This is a genomic window from Ectothiorhodospira sp. PHS-1 (genome assembly GCF_000225005.1).
GTDB lineage: Bacteria > Pseudomonadota > Gammaproteobacteria > Ectothiorhodospirales > Ectothiorhodospiraceae > Ectothiorhodospira.
In genome coordinates this window covers 54,749-72,855 of the sequence record NZ_AGBG01000003.1, presented here as the reverse complement: position 1 = coordinate 72,855, position 18,107 = coordinate 54,749, and the positions used below count along the sequence as shown (strand labels likewise).

Here is an 18,107-nt window from a genome sequence, read left to right as displayed (position 1 = left end):
CCGCTCACCCGGGACCGGAACTCAATCCGCCTCCGTCGCCCCTTGCCACAGCCCCCGAATGCCGGCAATGCCCTGTCCGCCGTGATGTCGCGCCGTGGCGATGTCATCCACTGTCATGCCGCCCAGGGCATAGGCCGGTCGGCCCGCCTCTCGGGCCAGTGCGGCAAATCCCGGCCAGCCCAGCACCGATGTCCCCGGGTGGGTCCGGGTCGGCGCCACCGGAGATACCAGAACGAAATGGGCTCCGAGTCGGGCCGCATGGGCCAGCTCATCACGATGATGCGCCGAGGCCCCCACCAGGGTCAGGCGATCCAGCACATCGGGACGCCCCGCCAGGGTGGCCAGACGGCGGGCATTGAGATGGACGCCATCAGCCCCCAGTGACACGGCCAGTTCGGGGTCCGCGTTCAGTACAACCCGTGTGCCTCGGGATCGGCACAACGGGATCACCGCCTCGGCCAATGCGGCAAAAGCCTCCCGGCTCAGGCGAGGCGCACGCAGTTGCAGCAGCGCCGGGCCAGCGGTCTCAAGGGTCCGATGCAGGCCATTCAGCAGGGTATCGGGGCAGCGCAGATCCGGCGTGATCAGCAGACGATCCGGCAGGGTCAGGGCCTGGATGATGGCCCGGTTGGCGGCCGGAAACGCCAGAGCATGCAGATGGTCGGCCGCCACCCAGCGCAATGGCTGACCCTCCATGCCCCGGGGCTCGCCCTCGAAACGGTCGACCTTCACCACTTCCAGGCAGACCCGCCGGTCAGGATAGTCGTGATTCAGGGTGATCAGGGGGTGATGCCGAAGAGGGGTGATGTCCAGCTCTTCCCGCAGTTCCCGACGCAGGGCGTCCGCCAGGGACTCCCCCGACTCGATCTTGCCACCGGGGAATTCCCATAGCCCTCCCTGATGCACATGGGCGGGGCGACGGGCGATCAGATACTCATCGCGCGCATTGGTGATGGCGGCCACCGCCACTCGCAACGGCTCAGACATGCGCCTCAGGAACGGTATTCGGCGTTGATGCGCACATAGTCGTAGGAGAAGTCACAGGTGTAGACTTCGGCCTCGGTCACTCCCCGCCCTCCCAGATCGACGTGGATGAGGATCTCGGCCCCGGCCATCACCCGGCGCCCCATGGCCTCCTCATACTCCGGCGCCCGACCGCCACCGGCGACGATGCGCACATCGTCCAGATGAATGGTCACCCGGTCCACGTCCAGATCCTTCAGGCCGGCACGACCCACCGCCGCCAGGATCCGCCCCCAGTTGGGGTCCGAAGCAAACAGGGCGGTCTTCACCAGCGGCGACAGGGCCACGGCAAAACCCACAAGGCGGGCTTCTTCCGCGTCCCGTGCACCGCTGACCCGTACGGTGATGAACTTGGTGGCGCCCTCACCGTCACGGACGATGGCGTGAGCAAGCTGCCGGCAGATTCGCAGCAGTGCCTGCTCGAACATGAGCTGATCCGCCTCGCTCTCCACCGGCACCCCGGAGGCGCCGGTGGCAGCCAGCACACAGGCATCATTGGTGGAGGTATCACCGTCCACGGTGATGGCGTTGAAACTGGCATCACTGCAACGCATCAGCATGGCCTGCAGCACTGCCTTTTCCACCAGCGCGTCGGTGGCCAGAAAGGCCAGCATGGTGGCCATGTTGGGGTGGATCATGCCGGAACCCTTGGCAATCCCGGTGAGGGTCACCTCGCCACCGGACAGACGCACCGTTTCCGATGCCCCCTTGCCCACCGTATCGGTGGTCATGATGGCTCGCATGGCCCGCATCCATCCCTGTTCATCCAGAGCGGCCACGGCCTCGGGCAGGGCCGTCGAGATCCGCTCCACCGGCAGAGGCTCTCCGATCACACCGGTGGAGAAGGGCAATACCTGAGCCGCCCTGACGCCGGTGCAGTCAGCCACGGCATCGCAACTCAGGTCAGCGGCTTCCAGGCCCTGGGAGCCGGTACCGGCGTTGGCGTTGCCCGCATTGATCAACAGATACCGGGGAGTGTCCTGGCGCAGATGCTGCCGGGCCACCTGCACCGGCGCGGCACAGAAGGCATTGCGGGTAAACACGGCGGCACAGGTACTGCCCGCCGCCAGTTCCATCAGCACCATATCGTCGCGCCCCCGGTAACGGATACCGGCGGCCACGGCGCTGAGCCGAACCCCGGGAACGGGTGCCAGGGAAACGGGTTCACTGAGGTTCACGGCCATCGATCATCACTCCAGTCTGCCGTGGCAGTGCTTGTACTTCTTGCCCGAGCCGCACCAACAGGGATCGTTGCGGCCCAGCTTGGGCCCCTCCCGGCGGTAGGGCTCCTGATCCGGGTCTTCCGGCTTGTCCCCGGCATCGTCCTCGGCGGACAGGGGGCTGTCCGGCTGGTCGTGCTTGAATTCCATGCTGGCCGGCTTGGCACTGCCGCGCGCCTGGGCCTCCAGCGTGGCGACGTCATCCGGTGACTGCACCTGCAGTCGCATGAGCATGGAGATGACGTCATGCTTGATGCGCTCAAGCAGGCTCTCGAACATGGCGAAGGCTTCGCGCTTGTACTCCTGCTTGGGATTGCGCTGGGCGTAACCACGCAGACCGATGCCCTGGCGCAGGTAATCCATGGATGCCAGATGTTCCTTCCAGTGACTGTCCAGCACCTGCAGCATCACATCCTTCTCGATCCGCTGGGTCAGTTCCGGGCCGAGCACGGCCCGTTTGGCATCCAGGGCGCCGCTCACCTCTCCCTGCAGACGCTCGCGCAGGGATTCCTCGTGCAGATCGTCGTCCTTCTCCAGCCAGCCGGCGATGTCCAGCTTGAGACCGAACTCGCTCTCCATGGCCTGGGTCAGGCCGGGGATGTCCCATTGCTCGTCGATGGAGCCGGGAGGAATGTAGCGACTGATGGTCTGATCCACCACATCCTCGCGCACGGCGCGGATGGTATCGGAGATTTCCTGGGAGTCCAGCAGTTCACGACGCTGCTCATAGACCACCCGACGCTGGTCATTGGCCACGTCGTCGTATTCGAGCAGGTTCTTGCGGATATCGAAGTTGTGCCCTTCCACCTTGCGCTGGGCATTCTCGATGGCCTTGGTCACCCAGGCGTTCTCGATGGCCTCGCCTTCCTGCATGCCCAGCTTCTGCATGATCATCTTCACCCGGTCGGAGGCGAAGATGCGCATGAGCGTGTCTTCCAGGGACAGGAAGAAACGGCTGGAACCGGGATCGCCCTGACGACCGGCACGCCCCCGCAACTGATTGTCGATGCGGCGGGACTCGTGACGCTCCGAACCGATGATGTGCAGGCCGCCCGCCTCCAGCACCTGATCGTGGCGCTTGCGCCACTCGTCGCGGATCTTTTCCACCTGGACCGGATCCGGATTCGGACCCAGGGCCTCCAGCTCCGCCTCCAGGCTGCCGCCCAACACGATGTCGGTACCACGACCGGCCATGTTGGTGGCAATGGTCACCGCGCCGGGACGACCGGCCTGGGCAACGATATGGGCCTCCCGCTCATGCTGCTTGGCATTGAGGACCTCATGACTGATCTTCGCCTTCTTGAGCAGGTCGGACAGGATTTCCGAGGCCTCCACCGAGGCGGTGCCCACCAGGACGGGCTGTCCCCGCTCCCGACAGTGCTTGACGTCCTCGATGATGGCCTTGTACTTCTCCTTCTGGGTCATGTAGACCAGATCCTGCATGTCGTTGCGGACCATGGGCTTGTTGGTGGGAATCACCACCACTTCCAGGCCGTAGATGTGCTGGAACTCATAGGCCTCGGTGTCGGCGGTCCCGGTCATGCCCGAGAGCTTCTTGTAGAGGCGGAAATAGTTCTGGAAGGTGATCGAGGCCAGGGTCTGGTTCTCGTTCTGGATCGGCACCCCCTCCTTGGCCTCCACGGCCTGATGCAGACCTTCCGACCAGCGCCGGCCGGGCATCACGCGACCGGTGAACTCATCGATGATGAGGACCTGCTTGTCCCGCACCAGGTAATGCACGTCCCGCTGGAAGATGGCATGGGCACGCAGCGCCGCATTGAGATGATGCAGCAGGGGAATGCTGGCGGCATCGTAGAGGGACTGGTCCGCCTTGAGCAGGCCGGCCTCCTTGAGCAGTTGCTCGGCCCGTTCCTGGCCATCCTCGGACAGAAAGACCTGCTTGAGCTTCTCGTCGACGAAATAATCGCCTTCGGACTCTTCCTCTTCCTGGCGCTGCAGCGTGGGGACGATGTCCTTCATCCGCTGGTAAAGCTCGGAGTTCTCGCCGGTGGGACCGGAGATGATCAGGGGAGTACGGGCCTCGTCGATCAGGATGGAGTCCACTTCGTCCACGATGGCATAGGCCAGGTCGCGCTGGACCCGATCCTCGGCACGAAAAGCCATGTTATCGCGCAGATAATCGAAACCGAATTCATTGTTGGTGCCGTAGGTGATGTCGGCGGCATAGGCCTCGCGCCGGGTCACCGGACGCAGGTGGGGATACCCCTCCTCCTCCCCGCCGACATGGTCCGGGTCATACAGGTAGGAATGCTTGGCGCCCTTGGCGCCGGAGGAGTTGATCACCCCCACGCTCAGCCCCAGGCCGTGATAGAGACGCCCCATCCAGGCTGCGTCCCGTCGGGCCAGATAGTCGTTGACCGTGATCACATGCACGCCCTTGTCAGGCAAGGCATTCAGATAGGCCGACAGGGTGGCGACCAGAGTCTTGCCCTCCCCGGTACGCATCTCGGCGATGCGGCCGTCGTTGAGCACCATGCCGCCGATGAGCTGAACATCGAAATGACGCATGCCCATGATTCGACGACCGGCTTCGCGAACCACCGCGAAGGCCTCGGGCAGTAGGTCGTCCAGGGACTCCCCCTTGCCGAGGCGATCACGGAATTCTCCGGTCCTGGCCCTGAGCTGTTCGTCGGAGAGTGCCTTGAGATCGGCTTCCAGTTCGTTGATCCGTCCGACCTGTTTGCCGTATCGCTTGACCAGGCGATCGTTACGACTACCGAAGATCTTTCTGACTAGGCTTGTGACCATGAAGGGTTCTGCGCTGAGTTGCTGAACTTGAGGCCCGCCATCATACCCCATCCGCGATAGTGACGCAGTGGGGCACCTTTCGGGGCCTAACCCGAGGCGGCAATGAAGCGGTGAGGATTGACATGGCGGCCATCCTTGAGCACTTCGAAATGGACATGCGGACCGGTGGCGCGCCCGGTGGACCCCATCCTGGCAATCACCTGTCCCTTCCGGACCATATCACCCACACTCACCAGCATCTCCTGATTGTGGGCATAGCGGGTGACGTAGCCGTTACCGTGATCGATCTCCACCAGCTTGCCGAAGGCATCCCGGCGGTCGGCAAAGATCACGATGCCGCCGGCCACGGCAATGATGTCGGAACCGGGACGACCGGCAAAATCCACGCCGCGGTGGAAAACCTGGCGGCCGGTAAAGGGATCGGTGCGAGTGCCGTAGCCGGATGACATCCAGCCGGACACCACAGGACGACCCGCCGGCGTCACCTCATCCGCCAACTGCCCGGACAGGATAAGACGGCTCAGCAGCCGCAACTGGGACTCCCGGTCATCCATCTGCCGCGCCAGTTCATCGATCTGCCGCAGTAGATCGGAGGGAGGCGCTTCGTGAAGCAGCTCTTCAGGGCCTCCCAGGCCTGGCAGGACACCGAAATCGAACTCGCCGTCTTCCAGGTCGGCCATCTTCACCAGCTTGTTGCCCAGGGCTTCCAGACGCATCATCTGGGCCTGGAGCTGGGCCACCCGCTGGGTCAGCGCCTGAATGCCGGCCTCGGCCGTATCCCTGGCATATTCCAGCTGGTAGCGCTGTTCCCGCAACTCCTCGCCCCAGTGCGCGAGTCCGGGGTCCGTGGTGCCATGCAGATGACGACCGGCCTGATAACCGGCCCCCAGGATCAGACCGCCACAGACCGCGAGTGCGGCCAGGGGCATGGAGAGGTGGTACCAGCGTGAGACGTGAAAGCGCCGGGAACCCGCCCCCTTATCTGTCAGGAAGATGATGTTCATGCTGATTCAGCCCGCGTTTTTCTGATCAGGACCCGTGCCGACTGAAATCGGCCGCAGGCGCGCATCTTTCCGGAGGGCACGATCATAATCCAACCACGGGCATTGTGGGAAATCCTGCTACCTCGGCGACACGGATGCGGGTAACCTTGCAGGCATCCCGTTCAGCCAACCAGGAACCCCTCAGCTCATGCGTCGTCCCAGAGCCCTGCTGGCCCCCGAACTGTTGCATCGGGCCCGAGAACTGGAGAACCTGACCCGGAGCGTCAGGCACCTGCTGCCGCCAGGGCCGCGGGAGCACTGCTGGGTGGGCGGCCTGGAGGCCGAGGCACTGATCCTGGTGACGGACGCCGGCGCCTGGGCTTCCCAACTGCGTTACCTGCAGCGGGACATCCTCAAGCAGGTCAAGGCACACCATGGCCTGCAGGCAAGATCCGTCCGTATCCGGGTGCGCCCGGCGATGGGGTCGGTGCGGGCCGAATCCCGCTCTCGTCAGCTCGACCCGCTTTCCCCGCGGGCGCGCACTGCCCTGCTGGGGGCCGCCCGTGCCGTAGACGACCCTGAGCTGAGCCAGGCCCTGCGCCGCTTGGCAGGGCGCAGTCACGGCCCGGTCAGACCGTAGCCGCCGCGTGAGCGTAGGAGATGGGCAACGGCTCGCCGCCCTCTTCGAAGGTCACAATCTCGTAGGCATCTTCCAGAGTGATCAACTTGCGGATCAGCTTGTTGTTGAGGGCATGACCGGACTTATAGCCGGTGAAGGCCCCAATCAGGCTATGACCCAGCTGATAGACATCACCGATGGCATCCAGGATCTTGTGCTTGACGAATTCGTCCTCATAGCGCAGACCGTCCTCGTTGAGGACACGGTAATCATCCAGTACCACGGCGTTGTCCAGGCTGCCGCCCAGAGCCAGCCGACGACTGCGCAAGGCCTCGATCTCGCGCATGAAGCCGAAGGTGCGGGCCCGGCTGACCTCCTTGACGAAGGAGGTGGTGGAGAAATCCAGTTCCGCGGTCTGGATACCGCCACTGAAGATGGGGTGCCTGAAGTCGATGGAGAAACCCACCTTGAAACCATTGAAGGGCTCCAGCCTCGCCCACTTGTCGTCCTCTCGCACTTCCACTGGCTGCCTGATGCGGATGAAACGCTTGGGAGCATTCTGCTCCACGATCCCGGCGGACTGGATCAGGAAGACGAAAGGCCCGGCGCTGCCGTCCATGATCGGCACCTCCGGCGCACTGACATCCACGTAGAGATTATCGATACCCAGCCCGGCCACGGCTGACAGCAGGTGCTCCACCGTGGAGACGCGCACTTCGCCACTCACCATGGTGGTGGACAGACAGGTGTCCCCCACGTTCTCGGGATGAGCCTTGATCTCCACCACAGGATCCAGATCGACACGACGAAACACCACACCGGCGTTCACCGGCGCCGGACGCAGCATCAGATAGATCTTCTCGCCGGTGTGAAGACCGACGCCGGTGGCGCGGATGGTGTTCTTGAGTGTGCGCTGCTTGATCAACGTGATAGCCCTCTGAACCCGTGACGCACCAGGATGAGTGCATGACGCGTGCCAGACCAGGGAAAATCCCTCCCGGAACGCCCCAACGGGGAAAAATAGCCGCACATTATGCCACTGGACGGGTTGACTTGCATATTTTGATGCAAGGCGCGCCCTGAAACGGTGCCGGTTCAGGGCGGCGGAGCACACCCTCGGTGCGCTCCGCCACCATGCACCTGACCATGCTCAGTCAGCCTGTTTACGCAGGAATGCCGGGATATCCAGATAGTCCATGTTGGGGTTGCCGGAGATATCGTAGGCGGCATTGCCCTGCTGCTTACGCATCACGGCGGGGCGGTCCAGTTTATCGTAGTCCGCCATGTCCAGATCATTACCCTGGCTCTGACCGCCCATGGCAGCCTGACGAGGCTCGACCAGTTTGACGGCCGGCTTTTCACGGGTCGGGCGCGCCGCCTGGCCAGGAGTTCCCAGACCGGTGGCCACCAGGGTCACGCGCAGTTCGTCGTTCATCTCCGGATCGATGACGGTGCCCACCACCACGGTGGCATCCTCCGAGGCGAACTCCTTGACCGCCGCGCCGACTTCCTCGAACTCGCCGATGGACATGTCCATACCGGCGGTCACGTTCACCAAAATGCCCCGGGCACCGGCGATGTTTACATCCTCCAGCAACGGGCTGGAGATGGCCGCCTCGGCAGCCACGCGGGCGCGATCACCACCGGAGGCGGTACCGGTTCCCATCATGGCCATACCCATCTCGGACATGACGGTGCGCACGTCGGCAAAGTCGACGTTGATCAGGCCGGGGCGGGTAATGAGCTCGGCAATCCCCTGCACCGCGCCCAACAGCACGTCGTTGGCGGCCTTGAAGGCGTCCAGCAGGGTCACATTCTTGCCCAGCACCGACAAGAGCTTGTCATTGGGAATGGTGATGAGGGAGTCCACGTACTTGGCCAGGTTCTCCATCCCGGACTGCGCCACCTGCATACGCTTCTTGCCCTCGAAGGGAAAGGGCTTGGTGACCACGGCCACGGTGAGGATGCCCATTTCCTTGGCGATCTGGGCCACCACGGGCGCGGCACCGGTGCCCGTACCGCCGCCCATGCCGGCGGTGATGAAAACCATGTCGGCACCGTCGATCACTTCCTGGATGCGCTCCCGGTCTTCCAGGGCGGCTTCGCGACCCACCGCCGGGTCGGCGCCGGCGCCCAGACCCTTGGTGATGTGTGAACCCAGTTGCAACAGGGTCTTGGCGTCCACCCGCTTGAGTGCCTGGGCATCCGTGTTGGCCACCACGAAGTCCACGCCTTCGATGGATGCGTTGACCATGTGCTGGACCGCATTGCCGCCTCCGCCGCCGACACCGATCACCTTGATGACCGCGTTCTGGGGATAGGTATCCATGAGCTCAAACATATTCACTACCTCCTGAAAAACCACAATGTTCGTTGAAAGACCGTGATGCTTCGAATTCAGGCCCGCAGACCCAACCCGCCCCTGCTTGTTCATTTTTCAGCCCTGCCCAAGGGCTTCGGTGCTGTCGCCGATACTAGAGATTGCCCTGAAACCAACTCTTCATCCGCCCCCAGACGGATTTCATGCTACCGCCCCTGACCCCTTCTCCCAGGGCCTGATAGCGGCTCTGATGACCGAACAGCAACAATCCCACGCCGGTGGAATGGGTAGGATTCTTCACGGCGTCCACCATGCCGGTGACATACTGGGGTAGACCCAGACGCACCGGCATGTGAAAGACCTCCTCGGCCAGTTCCGCGACACCTTCCATCTTCGACGATCCCCCGGTGAGGACCACGCCCGCCGCCACCATCTCCTCGCAGCCCGACCGGCGCAGTTCCGACTGCACCAGGGTCATGAGTTCCTCGTAACGCGGTTCTACCACGCTAGCCAGGGTTTGCCGGGACAAACGCCGGGGAGGTCGGTCACCGACGCCGGGCACCTCAATGCTTTCCTCGGGATTGGCCAGCTGGCGCAGAGCGCAGGCGTACTTGATCTTGATGTCCTCGGCATACTGGGTGGGTGTTCTCAGAGCCACGGCGATATCGTTGGTGACCTGATCACCGGCAATGGGGATCACCGCCGTGTGGCGAATCGCCCCATCGGTAAAGACGGCGATGTCGGTGGTGCCGCCACCGATGTCCACCAGACACACTCCCAGTTCCTTTTCGTCCTCGGTGAGGACCGCGTGGCTGGAAGCCAGCTGTTCCAGAATGATGTCATCCACTTCCAGGCCGCAGCGACGGACACATTTGATGATGTTCTGCGCCGCGGACACGGCACCGGTCACCAGGTGGACCTTGGCCTCCAGCCGCACGCCGGACATGCCGATGGGTTCACGGATACCTTCCTGTTCATCAATGATGAACTCCTGAGGCAGCACATGGAGGATGCGCTGGTCCGCCGGGATCGCCACCGCGCGGGCGGCATCGATCACCCGCTCCACGTCCGCCGTGGTCACTTCCTTGTCCTTGATGGCCACCACGCCGGTGGAATTGAGGCTCTTCACATGGCTGCCGGCAATCCCGGTGAAAACCGAGTGAATCTGGCAACCGGCCATCAGCTCGGCCTCCTCGATGGCGCGCTGGATGGATTGCACGGTGGACTCGATGTTGACCACCACACCCTTTTTCAGACCGCGGGACGGGTGGGAACCGATACCGACGATCTCGATTCCCCCCTCGTCATTCACCTCGCCGACGATGGCCTCCACCTTAGAGGTCCCGATATCCAGGCCGACGATCATTCCCTTATCGGATCGCTTAGACATAAGCCTTCATCTCCGCTACCGTGCCGATCAGCGCGACTGAAGCATCCCGTGGCGACCCGATGCATAACGCTGTATTCATGACTCTCATTCGCCTTGCCTGCCTAACCTGTCTCATTGTGCACCGCCCTCCCGGGGCTTCCAGGCCACGGCGATGCCGTTGGTGTAACGCATGTCGATTCGCCTGATGGGCTCGTCCCGGTGTTCCTCCAGGCGCGGGTACATGCGCACCAGTCGATCCAGCCGATCGACGTCCATGCCCCGCCCCATCAGCACCTGCCCTCCGTTCTCGAGCTGAATCACCCAGGAACGGCGTGCATCTTCCTTCAGCCCGGAGACTTCCAGGCCCACATCCGCCAACCTGGCCTGTACTGCCAGGAAGCGCTCCATGAGCTGCCGCTGACGTCCCTCGCGGCCTTCCAGGAACGGCAGGCCCTCGGGGGCTTCCGACAACGCCGGTCGGAACAGTTCCCCGTACTGGTTCACCAGGGCATCGCTACCCCAACGCGCCACCGGAACCTGTTCCTCGATCCGGATCACGATCCGGTCCGGCCATTCCCGGTGCACCCAGACTCCGCGCACCCAGGGCAACGCCTTGACCGCCGCCTCCACCTGACGCAGATCCAGGCTGAAGAACCCACCCTGCACGTGGGGTGTGATGGCCGCGGACAGGGCCTCCGGCCCCAGGTAACGCACCTCGCCTTCCACTTCCACACTGCGGATGGGCAGGGTATCAGGCTCCATCAGATAAGCCACGGCACCCTGACCGGCAAAGGCGAGCATCATGAGCGCCGCCACCAGCAGCAGGGTTCGCAGGGCGCGGCGCAAGCGTGCCTCCCGCCACCAGGGCGGCCGCTGCACCCTTCGCCTTGCCATCGATCTGCCCATATACACCCCATTACCGCGCCCCCGGGGTCAGGGACGTGGCCAGAATCTTCATTACCAGGGCCTGGAAATCCAGCCCGGCGGCCCGGGCCGCCATGGGCACCAGACTGTGATCGGTCATGCCCGGCACCGTGTTGACCTCGATCACCCAGGCCTTGCCCCCGGCATCCATCATCAGATCCACCCGGCCCCAGCCCCGTCCGGACACACCCTCGAAGGCGGCCAGGGCCAGGGCCTGTACGGTGGCCTCTGCCTCGGGATCCAGTCCGCAGGGACAGTGATAGCGGGTATCCTCGGCGGCGTACTTGGCCTCGTAGTCATAGAAGGACCGGGGCGTTTCCAGACGGATCAGGGGCAACGGCTCACCATCCAGGATGGCCGCGGTGAATTCCCTGCCCGTGATCCAGCGTTCGGCGAATACCGGCCCGCCACAGGCGGCGGCGACTTCAAAGGCGGCCGACAGATCCTCCACCCGGTTGACCCGGGACATACCGATGCTCGACCCCTCCAGGGCAGGCTTGACGATCAAGGGCAGACCCAGGGCGTCCACCACCGCCACCGGATCGAACCCGGATTCCAACACCCGGTAATCCGGCGTCGGCAAATCGGCCCCGCGCCAGAGGCGCTTGCTCATGAGCTTGTTCATGCCCACGGCCGAACCGGCCACGCCGGTACCCGTATAGGGCATGTCCAACAGCTCCAGGGCGCCCTGGATGACGCCATCCTCGCCACCGCGCCCATGCAGGATGATGAATGCCCGGTCGTAGGCGCCGCGGGCCAGGACCTCCAGTACATCCCGCCCCACATCGATGCCGTGGGCATCCACGCCGGCCGACAGCAATGCCTGCAGCACCGCCCGCCCACTGCGCAGGGAAACCTCCCGCTCCGCGGACCTACCGCCCATGAGCACCGCCACCTTGCCGAAAGCGGTCTGATTTGACTGCGTCATGACACCACCTCCTCGACGGATTCACCCACGATGCGGACCTCGGGGACCAGTTCAACCCCGAAACGGGCGTGAATCTCGGTCTGCACCCGGTGCATCAGCGCCTCCATGTCCGCGGCACGGGCCGTACCGGTATTGATGATGAAATTGGCATGTCTTTCCGAGACCATGGCCCCGCCGATGCGCATCCCCTTGAGACCCGCCGCCTCGATCAGCCGAGCCGCATGATCCCCGGGCGGGTTGCGGAACACCGAACCGCAGGACGGTTGTCCGATGGGCTGGGTCCGGTTGCGCCGGGACAGCAGGTCCTTGACCCGCCGACGGGATTCTTCACCGTCGCCGGCCGCGAAGGCCAGCGTTGCCTCCACGAACCAGCCTTCCCGGCTGCCCTGCACATGGCGATAGCCCACCTCGTAATCCCCCCGGGTGTGAACCTGCAGACACCCGCGCCGATCAATCGTAGTGACCTGCTCCACGTGGGACCAGGTGTCGTCCCCCCAGGCCCCGGCATTCATGGCCAGGGCCCCGCCCAGGGCGCCGGGAATGCCGGCAAGAAATTCGCCGCCGGCAAGATCGTGCTCGGCACAGAAGCGGGACAACTTGGCGCAACTCACGCCGGCCCCGACCCGCACCCGGTATCCCGGCAGGGCATGCAGGGTATCCAGCACACCCGCGTAGGCAATCACCGTTCCACGGATACCACCGTCACGCACCAGGATGTTACTGCCCAGGCCGAGCCAGAACAGGGGTTCGTCCGCCCGCAGTCCGGACAGAAACAGCACCAGGTCATCCAGATCCGCCGGCCGATACCAGCGGTCCGCCGGCCCACCCACCCGCCAGGAGGTATGCCGGGCCATGGCTTCATTGATGCGCAGTTCCCCGCGCAGATGACCGGGACGACAGGCCGCGATCATGGCGCCCCCCCATCGCCGGCCAGTGCCGTCGGCAGGCTGGCCGCCAGTGCCCCCACATTCCCCGCGCCCTGGGTCAGCAGGACATCCCCCGCCCGCAACACGCCCCGCAGGGCGTCCACCAGACGCTCGGGCGCATCCACGAACACGGGATCCACCCGTCCCCGGGTACGAATCGCCCGCGCCAGGGTGCGACCATCGGCACCGGGAATGGGGTCCTCCCCCGCCGCATAGACATCCAGCAGCACCAGCACATCGGGTTCGGACAGTACCTCGGCAAAATCCTCGAACAGGTCCCGGGTACGGGTGTAGCGATGGGGTTGGAAGGCCAGTACCAGACGTCGCTCCGGCCAGGCGGATCGGGCCGCGGCGATGGTGGCGGCCACCTCGGTGGGATGATGGCCATAGTCATCCACCAGCATCACCTCACCCACCGGCGTGGGCAGACTGCCGTAGACCTGGAAACGCCGGCCGATACCCTGAAATGCCTGCAGCCCCCGCTGGATGGCACCGTCGTCCACCCCCAACTCGTGGGCCACGGCCACCGCCGCCAGGGCATTGAGCACATTGTGGCGTCCCGGCAGGTTCAGGGTCACCGGCAGGGCCCGATCGCGGCCCGGCAGGGACAGGTCGAAGTGGGTGCGGGTGCCGTCGGGGCGCAGCTCACGGGCCTTGACGTCGGCCGGGTGATCGATGCCGTAAGTGAGCATGGGGCGACCGATGCGGGTGATCAGATCTCGGATTTCCGGATCATCCACGCACAGCACCGCCAGGCCGTAGAAGGGCAGATGGTGCAGGAACTCCAGGAACGTATCCCGCAGCCGGGAAAAATCCCCTTCGTAGGTGGCCAGATGGTCCGCATCGATGTTGGTCACCACCGAGATCATCGGCTGCAGACACAGAAAGGAGGCGTCGCTCTCGTCCGCCTCCGCCACCAGATAGCTGCCCTGCCCCAGCCGGGAATGGCTGGCGGTGCTGTTGAGCCGGCCGCCGATGACGAAAGTAGGGTCCAGCCCGCCCTCCGCGAGCAGACTGGCCACCAGGCTGGTGGTGGTGGTCTTGCCGTGGGTCCCCGCCACGGCAATGCCGTAGCGAAAACGCATCAGTTCCGCCAGCATCTCGGCCCGAGGCACGACGGGAATGCGGCGTTCCCGCGCCGCCCGCAGTTCCGGGTTGTCGGAGCGGATGGCACTGGACACCACGAGCACGTCGGCCTGCCGCACATGGGCGGCATCATGACCCAGGCGGACTTCCACGCCCAGTCCTTCCAGACGCCGGGTCACGGCATTTTCGGCAATGTCCGAACCACTGACCTGGTACCCCAGGTTGGCCAGTACCTCGGCGATGCCGCCCATGCCCGAGCCACCGATACCCACAAAGTGAATCCGACGGATGCGACGCATGCCGATCAGGGCGTTGGGCGCATTCATGGGCGATCTCCTTCCCCGGCCAGGGCCAGACAGGCCTCGGCCACGCGACGGGTGGCATCGGGACGTGCCAGGGAACGGGCCTGGCGGGCCATTTCCAGTAATCGGGGGCGATCCAGGGACTCCAGCCACGTCGCCAGGGCCTCGGGTTCCAGTTCATCCTGAAGGACGAGCCGGGCCGCCCCGGCCTCGGACAGGTGGCGGGCATTGGCACGCTGGTGGTCATCCACCGCATGGGGATAGGGCACCAGCAGGGCGGCCGCGCCGGCGGCCGCCAGTTCGGAGACCGTCAGCGCCCCCGCCCGGCAGATCACCAGATCCGCCCAGTCATAGGCTTCGGCCATGTCATCGATGAAGGCCGTTACCTCGGCCTCCACCCCGGCCCGGGCATACGCCCGGCGGGCCTCCTCCAGCGTGCGCTCCCCCGCCTGATGACGGATCAGGGGTCGGCGCGCCTCGGGCAGACGCGCCAGGGCTTCGGGCACGCGGGTATTCAGGGCCAGGGCGCCCAGGCTGCCGCCGACCACCAGCAGACGCAAGGGACCTTCCCGCCCGGCCATGCGCAGGTCAGGCTCCGGCAGTTCCCGGATGCTCTCGCGCACGGGATTGCCGACGGCCACCGCCTGGCGGCTCGCGGGGAACGTGCCCGGAAAGGCTTCCAGCACCAGGTCCGCACGACCGGCCAGCCAGCGGTTGGTCATGCCGGCAATGGCGTTCTGCTCGTGGATCACCAGGGGATGTCCCAGGGCGGCGGCCATGAGGCCCCCTGGGCCGGAGGCAAATCCCCCCAGGCCCAGCACGGCACGGGGCTTGAGCCGCAGCATCAGGCCCAGGGCCGCCCATAGAGCCACCCCCAGTCGCCAGGGCGCCAGCAACCAGGCGGCCACCCCCTTACCCCTTAGCCCACTCACCGGTAGGGTATGGAACTCGATTCCCGCCGCCGGCACCAGCCGGGCCTCCAGGCCGGTGGCCGTGCCCAGCCAGCACACGGTCTCGCCACGGGCACGCAGGTGGTCGGCCACGGCCATCCCGGGAAAGACATGCCCCCCGGTGCCACCGGCCATGATCAGGATGGGACGACGACTCATGCTCCACCTCCCGAGGCACGACGGCGGGGCCTGAAGCCCCCGCTCTCCACCGTTTCCCGGTGCACCCTGGCCAGCAGCCCCATCGCCGCGCAGGTCACCAGCATGGAGCTGCCGCCATAACTCATCAGGGGCAGGGTCAGCCCCTTGGTGGGCAGCATGCCCATGTTCACGCCCATGTTGATGAAGGCCTGCAGACCGATCCAGATGCCGATGCCGTAGGCCAGGTGTGCACCGAACAGGTGCCCTACCCGTTCGGCGGCCTGGCCGATGGCAAAGCTGCGCCAGAGCAGAAAGCCGTAGAGGGCCACCAGCACCACAATGCCCACCAGACCCAGTTCCTCGGCCAGCACGGCGAACAGGAAATCGTTGTGGGCTTCCGGCAGGTAGAAGAGTTTCTGCACACTGCCGCCCAGCCCCACGCCGAACCAGGAACCACTGCCGATGGCAATCAGGGACTGGGTGAGCTGGAAACCGGTGTTGAAGGGATCGGTCCAGGGATCCATGAAGCCGGTGAGACGGGCCACCCGGTAAGGGGTCTGAATCGCCAACCAGGCCATCGCCGCGCCCACGACACCCAGCAGCATGAAGAACTGCCACAACCGCGCACCGCCCAGGAACAGCATCCCCAGGGCGATGGCCATCAGCACCACGGCGGCGCCGAAGTCCGGCTGCATGAGCAGGGGCACCGTCGCCAGCATGATCAGGATCAATGGCCTGGCGAATCCCAACAGGGTCTCGCGGACCTGACGGGCATGTCGTACCAGGTACCCGGCCAGATAGATGGTCATGAGCAGCTTCACCACTTCGGAAACCTGCAGGTTGAACAACCCCACCGAAATCCAGCGGGTGGAGCCGTTCACCGTCTTGCCGATACCGGGCACCAGTACCAGCAGCAACAGCACATAGACGGACAGGAGCAGCCAGGGACCCATGGCCTGCCACCAGGCCAGGCGCAGGTTGTACAGCATGATGGCCGCCGCCACGCCGAGACAGACGAAAATCAGCTGCCGCTGCAGGAAATAGAAGGGATCGCCCAGGCTGCGCTCGGCGATGCCGATGGAGGCGGAACCCACCATCACCAGTCCCAGCCCCAGCAAGGCCATCACCGTGACCGCCAGCCCCAGGTCCACCTTCTGATGCAGTTCCACCGCCAGGCGGCTATCCATGTCCCGGGTGGCCTGAAGATCAAGGCCCTTCATGATGTCAGCCTCCGTACCGCGGACTCGAAGACCTCGCCCCGATGTTCATAATTACGAAACATATCCAGGCTGGCGCAGGCCGGCGAAAGCAGCACGCTGTCCCGGCGACAGGCCAGACGGGTGGCCTCGGCCACGGCCTGATCCATGTCATGGACCCGCACCACCGGTACCACGCCTTCCAGGGCCTGCTCGATGACCGGGGCATCCTGCCCCAACAGCACCACGGCCCGAGCCTTGTCGGCGGCCACGGCACGCAGGGGCGTGAAGTCCTGACCCTTGCCCTGCCCGCCGGCAATGAGCACGACCTTGCCCGGCAACCCCGCCAACGCCGCCAGGGTGGAGCCCAGATTGGTGCCCTTGGAATCGTTGTACCAGTCGACGCCCTGCCGATGCGCCACCCACCGACAGCGATGGGGCAGACCCGCGAAGCGGCGCAATACCGCCAGCATGTCGTCCCTGGGCAGGCCGGCGGCCTCGCCCAGGGCCAGGGCAGCCAAGGCATTGGCGGTGTTATGCCGCCCGGCCATGCGCAGCTCCGCCTCCGCCAGCAAGGGCTCGTCCCCCCGATACAACCAGGACCCGCCATCCTGGTCTTTCAGACCATACTGACCCTCCGCGGGTACATCGAGACCGAAGCTCACCCGGCTCCGGCCGCCGGGCATGGCCCGGACCCGAGGATCTTCCCGGTTGATCACCGCCACCCGGGCATGCCGGAAGATACGCGCCTTGGCGAGGGCATAGTCATCCAGCCCCTCGTAACGATCCAGGTGATCCGCGGACAGGTTGAGCACGGCGGCCGCCGCGCACCGGAGCCCGGAAGTGGTCTCCAGCTGGAAACTGGAAAGCTCCAGCACATAGAGATCGGGCGCCGAGCGGGATGCCAGCAGATCCAGTGCCGGGGTACCCAGATTGCCACCGACCGCCACTTGCAATCCCGCCGCCCTGGCCATCTCTCCCACCAGGGTCGTCACCGTACTCTTGCCGTTGGAACCGGTGATGGCCAGGACCGGGGCGTCGGCCTGCCCGGCGAAGAGTTCGATATCACCCAGCACCCGGGCACCGGCGGCCTGGGCGGCCCGGATCGCGGGTTCCCGAATGCTCACCCCTGGGCTCACGATCAGCCGCTCGAAACGGGCCAGCGTGTCCGCGTCAAACGGCCCGGAGAACAGACGGACTTCCGGCACCCGTTCCCGCAGCGCCGCCAGGCCCGGCGGAAATTCGCGGGTGTCGGCCACGCAGAAGCGCTCCCCGCGGGCGGCCAGATGCCGCGCCACGGAGAGCCCGGTGGTGCCCAGTCCCACGATCAATGTCGTCGCCTGCTCTGTCACGT

The 18,107-nt window shown here is 65.2% G+C and carries 15 protein-coding genes; 1 reads left to right on the top strand and 14 read right to left on the bottom strand.

What is annotated here, in order from left to right; all coding sequences use genetic code 11:
* Positions 1–21 precede the first annotated feature (21 nt).
* The 4 genes from ECTPHS_RS01910 to ECTPHS_RS01895 all read right to left on the bottom strand — a co-directional run bounded on the left by ECTPHS_RS01910 (position 22) and on the right by ECTPHS_RS01895 (position 6,016).
* Positions 22–987: a Nudix family hydrolase gene (locus tag ECTPHS_RS01910; RefSeq protein ID WP_040404800.1), complete on the bottom strand. Its 966-nt coding sequence runs from the start codon at positions 985–987 to the stop codon at positions 22–24.
* A gap of 5 nt (positions 988–992) precedes the next feature.
* Positions 993–2,207, bottom strand: coding sequence for a bifunctional glutamate N-acetyltransferase/amino-acid acetyltransferase ArgJ (argJ, locus tag ECTPHS_RS01905; protein ID WP_008930987.1), 1,215 nt, complete (start codon positions 2,205–2,207; stop codon positions 993–995).
* Between the two features lie 6 nt (positions 2,208–2,213).
* Positions 2,214–5,012 carry a preprotein translocase subunit SecA gene (secA, locus tag ECTPHS_RS01900; protein WP_008930986.1) on the bottom strand — a complete coding sequence of 933 codons (2,799 nt, stop codon included), beginning with the start codon at positions 5,010–5,012 and terminating at the stop codon, positions 2,214–2,216.
* An 86-nt stretch (positions 5,013–5,098) separates the two neighbouring features.
* Positions 5,099–6,016 carry a M23 family metallopeptidase gene (locus tag ECTPHS_RS01895; protein ID WP_008930985.1) on the bottom strand — a complete coding sequence of 306 codons (918 nt, stop codon included), beginning with the start codon at positions 6,014–6,016 and terminating at the stop codon, positions 5,099–5,101.
* Positions 6,017–6,203: 187 nt separating this feature from the next.
* Here ECTPHS_RS01895 and ECTPHS_RS01890 point away from each other — a divergent pair, with 187 nt between their 5' ends.
* Positions 6,204–6,635 (top strand): DciA family protein, encoded by a 432-nt coding sequence (locus tag ECTPHS_RS01890; RefSeq protein ID WP_008930984.1) that lies wholly within the window; start codon positions 6,204–6,206, stop codon positions 6,633–6,635.
* Here the strand turns inward: ECTPHS_RS01890 and lpxC are convergent.
* The 10 genes from lpxC to murD form a co-directional block, all read right to left on the bottom strand.
* Positions 6,625–7,539, bottom strand: a complete 915-nt coding sequence (gene lpxC, locus ECTPHS_RS01885) for a UDP-3-O-acyl-N-acetylglucosamine deacetylase (protein WP_008930983.1) — start codon at positions 7,537–7,539, stop codon at positions 6,625–6,627. The genes ECTPHS_RS01890 and lpxC overlap by 11 nt on opposite strands.
* Before the next feature lie 225 nt (positions 7,540–7,764).
* Positions 7,765–8,955, bottom strand: a complete 1,191-nt coding sequence (gene ftsZ / locus ECTPHS_RS01880; RefSeq protein ID WP_008930982.1) for a cell division protein FtsZ — start codon at positions 8,953–8,955, stop codon at positions 7,765–7,767.
* 133 nt (positions 8,956–9,088) lie between these two features.
* The gene (gene ftsA / locus ECTPHS_RS01875; protein WP_008930981.1) at positions 9,089–10,324 is read right to left on the bottom strand and encodes a cell division protein FtsA; all 1,236 of its coding nucleotides are present in this window, start codon (positions 10,322–10,324) and stop codon (positions 9,089–9,091) included.
* Positions 10,325–10,435: 111 nt separating this feature from the next.
* A complete protein-coding gene (locus tag ECTPHS_RS01870) occupies positions 10,436–11,197 on the bottom strand; it encodes a cell division protein FtsQ/DivIB (RefSeq protein WP_246828294.1) in 762 nt (253 codons plus the stop codon).
* A gap of 22 nt (positions 11,198–11,219) precedes the next feature.
* Positions 11,220–12,155 carry a D-alanine--D-alanine ligase gene (locus ECTPHS_RS01865; RefSeq protein WP_008930979.1) on the bottom strand — a complete coding sequence of 312 codons (936 nt, stop codon included), beginning with the start codon at positions 12,153–12,155 and terminating at the stop codon, positions 11,220–11,222.
* Positions 12,152–13,066: a UDP-N-acetylmuramate dehydrogenase gene (murB, locus tag ECTPHS_RS01860; protein WP_008930978.1), complete on the bottom strand. Its 915-nt coding sequence runs from the start codon at positions 13,064–13,066 to the stop codon at positions 12,152–12,154. The genes ECTPHS_RS01865 and murB overlap by 4 nt, the downstream gene beginning before the upstream one ends.
* Positions 13,063–14,493: a UDP-N-acetylmuramate--L-alanine ligase gene (gene murC / locus ECTPHS_RS01855; protein ID WP_008930977.1), complete on the bottom strand. Its 1,431-nt coding sequence runs from the start codon at positions 14,491–14,493 to the stop codon at positions 13,063–13,065. Before murC ends, murB begins: the two co-directional genes overlap by 4 nt.
* Positions 14,490–15,578 (bottom strand): undecaprenyldiphospho-muramoylpentapeptide beta-N-acetylglucosaminyltransferase, encoded by a 1,089-nt coding sequence (gene murG / locus ECTPHS_RS01850; RefSeq protein ID WP_008930976.1) that lies wholly within the window; start codon positions 15,576–15,578, stop codon positions 14,490–14,492. The genes murC and murG overlap by 4 nt, the downstream gene beginning before the upstream one ends.
* Positions 15,575–16,777, bottom strand: a complete 1,203-nt coding sequence (gene ftsW, locus ECTPHS_RS01845) for a putative lipid II flippase FtsW (protein ID WP_008930975.1) — start codon at positions 16,775–16,777, stop codon at positions 15,575–15,577. Before ftsW ends, murG begins: the two co-directional genes overlap by 4 nt.
* Positions 16,774–18,105, bottom strand: coding sequence for a UDP-N-acetylmuramoyl-L-alanine--D-glutamate ligase (murD, locus tag ECTPHS_RS01840; protein ID WP_040404797.1), 1,332 nt, complete (start codon positions 18,103–18,105; stop codon positions 16,774–16,776). Before murD ends, ftsW begins: the two co-directional genes overlap by 4 nt.
* Positions 18,106–18,107 lie beyond the last annotated feature (2 nt).

Coding starts and splice junctions, on each gene's coding strand:
- ECTPHS_RS01890 (WP_008930984.1), top strand. CDS start 6,204: ATGCGTCGTCCCAGAGCCCTGCTGGCCCCCGAACTGTTGCATCGGGCC.
- argJ (WP_008930987.1), bottom strand. CDS start 2,207: ATGGCCGTGAACCTCAGTGAACCCGTTTCCCTGGCACCCGTTCCCGGG.
- secA (WP_008930986.1), bottom strand. CDS start 5,012: ATGGTCACAAGCCTAGTCAGAAAGATCTTCGGTAGTCGTAACGATCGC.
- ECTPHS_RS01870 (WP_246828294.1), bottom strand. CDS start 11,197: ATGGCAAGGCGAAGGGTGCAGCGGCCGCCCTGGTGGCGGGAGGCACGC.
- ECTPHS_RS01895 (WP_008930985.1), bottom strand. CDS start 6,016: ATGAACATCATCTTCCTGACAGATAAGGGGGCGGGTTCCCGGCGCTTT.
- murC (WP_008930977.1), bottom strand. CDS start 14,493: ATGAATGCGCCCAACGCCCTGATCGGCATGCGTCGCATCCGTCGGATT.
- ftsZ (WP_008930982.1), bottom strand. CDS start 8,955: ATGTTTGAGCTCATGGATACCTATCCCCAGAACGCGGTCATCAAGGTG.
- ftsW (WP_008930975.1), bottom strand. CDS start 16,777: ATGAAGGGCCTTGATCTTCAGGCCACCCGGGACATGGATAGCCGCCTG.
- ftsA (WP_008930981.1), bottom strand. CDS start 10,324: ATGTCTAAGCGATCCGATAAGGGAATGATCGTCGGCCTGGATATCGGG.
- ECTPHS_RS01910 (WP_040404800.1), bottom strand. CDS start 987: ATGTCTGAGCCGTTGCGAGTGGCGGTGGCCGCCATCACCAATGCGCGC.
- murB (WP_008930978.1), bottom strand. CDS start 13,066: ATGATCGCGGCCTGTCGTCCCGGTCATCTGCGCGGGGAACTGCGCATC.
- ECTPHS_RS01865 (WP_008930979.1), bottom strand. CDS start 12,155: ATGACGCAGTCAAATCAGACCGCTTTCGGCAAGGTGGCGGTGCTCATG.
- murG (WP_008930976.1), bottom strand. CDS start 15,578: ATGAGTCGTCGTCCCATCCTGATCATGGCCGGTGGCACCGGGGGGCAT.